Consider the following 2,058-nt stretch of genomic DNA (forward strand, 5'->3'; position numbering starts at 1 on the left):
AGCAAACTCACTAATAAAAAACCTGCTTTCAAACTTTATTCACTAGCCGACTCATATCAATCTTGCCATCATCACTCGTCAGTGATGTCTTGAGCTTTTGCATGGCCTCTACCCAACGTTGACGATCAGTCCCCTTGAACGCAGCATATTGGCCAACCACTGGATGGGGAAGAATTAAAAACGCTTCCTTTTGCAGACCTTCCACAATTGATTGGGCGCACTGAACGGGTGTTAACAAACCGTCTGGCAAGGGCTTATCCTCCTCAACCTTGGCTTTGCCAATAATATCAGTATTGACATATTGGGGACACACCACCGATACCTTTACACCTTGATGGTGATGGTCGATAGTCAGAGACTCGGCAAAAGCAACTGCAGCATGTTTTGTTGCCGTGTAGGCCGCGTCCTGTATTTGATTTAACAATCCAGCTGCCGAGGCAATATTAACCAAATAACCATCACCGCGAGCTATCATTTTTGGCAACAAGTCTCTAGCGGCCCATACATGCGACATAACATGGACATCCCATTGTCTCTGCCATGTGTCGTCAGCAGCTGAAGCGGCATGACTTGGTTGCGTATCGGCTAGACCCGCATTAGAGATATAAATATCAACCTGACCGAATGTTTGCTCAGCAAAGGCAATTAATTGCTTTATCTGGGACTCATCTCTAACATTGCACCCCATCGATTTTCCGCCAATGTTTTTGGCTACATGCGCCACAGCTTGTGCATCGAGATCTGACACCACAACATTGCAGCCCGCCTCGGCGCATGCCGCAGCTAGGGCAGAACCAATACCACCCGCTCCACCAGTAATTACCACCGTTTTATTTTTTAATTGCATACATCCACTCTATTTTTTTAGTTATTTTGCGACCATTATCAACTTGGATTGACAACACCAAGTTAATAGCCACCATGCCACGTTGGCGCGATTGTTCTACTAAGGCACTAGACTCTGTCGATATGATCGCCTATTAGTTCGACAAGCTTTGGCACCAACGGCAAGGGCATGTCATGACCCATGCCCTCAATCAGCTCCAGCTTGGCATCCGGAATATGGCGCGCAGTATCGACACCTCCGGCAAACGGCACTAGCCTATCAGCCTTACCATGAATAACCAATGTTGGTGCGGTAATTTTTTTCAACTCCGCCACCCGATCACCGCTAGCCACAATTGCCGCCATTTGCCGCTTAAAACCGGCGGGATAATACGACCGATGATAAGAGCGGGTAAATCTTTCATGCAATTCATCATCACTCATCGGAAACCCAGGGCTAGCGATTAAACGATAAGTGCCTATCGAATGCTCAATGATCACCTCGGCCATAGTGCTAGCCGGCCGAGTAATCATGCGAGCCTTTACTTCACGATCGGGGCCTGGTAGCGATCGGTCACCACTGGTCGACATGATAGATGTCAATGATAAAACACGTAGGGGATGATGCGCCGCTATCAATTGCGCGATCATGCCGCCCATCGAAGCCCCTACGATATGCACCGATTCTAGACCCAGGGCATCAAGTACGCCCACCGCATCGTCTGCCATATCATGGAGTTTGTAAGGCACTTTTAAGGGAATATTAAAGCGCGAGTACAGTAAGATTTTTAGCAAATGTGGTGATCGGGTGTTCTCCATTTTTTGCGATAAACCAATATCGCGATTATCGAAACGAATCACTCGATAACCACGCGCAGCCAGACTCTGACAAAGCGATTCTGGCCATGCAATCATTTGCGTGCCAAGACCCATGATCAGCAAAATGGCTGGATTTTCCGGCTCGCCAAACTCATCGTAAGCCAATTCAATGCCATTGGCTGTAAGGTATTTCTCTGTCACCACCACTCCCACTCAATAATTACTAAGAAGAATAAATGCCTTTTAGCATCGCCTTTTTTCAAGGCGAGCTAGATACCGCGATCAATTACCAAGATTGAGACGGCGTCCAACTGTTTATTTAGGTCGCACTCTTGGGCTTTGTTTTTGCTGCGGATGCTTTCTTGGACTTAACCTTTGATGAAGGCGCACTTTTGAGCTTAGCCTTTGCTGCGG

At 47.4% G+C, this 2,058-nt stretch carries 2 protein-coding genes; both read right to left on the reverse strand.

What is annotated here, in order from left to right; all coding sequences use genetic code 11:
- Positions 1–28: 28 nt before the first annotated feature.
- Positions 29–847 (reverse strand): SDR family oxidoreductase, encoded by an 819-nt coding sequence (locus AACP44_RS09145; protein ID WP_339340221.1) that lies wholly within the window; start codon positions 845–847, stop codon positions 29–31.
- A 107-nt stretch (positions 848–954) separates the two neighbouring features.
- The gene (locus tag AACP44_RS09150; RefSeq protein WP_339340222.1) at positions 955–1,845 is read right to left on the reverse strand and encodes an alpha/beta hydrolase; all 891 of its coding nucleotides are present in this window, start codon (positions 1,843–1,845) and stop codon (positions 955–957) included.
- Positions 1,846–2,058: the final 213 nt, after the last annotated feature.

Origin of the sequence: uncultured Oceanicoccus sp. (assembly GCF_963968385.1) — a bacterium.
Classification (GTDB): domain Bacteria; phylum Pseudomonadota; class Gammaproteobacteria; order Pseudomonadales; family Dasaniaceae; genus Oceanicoccus.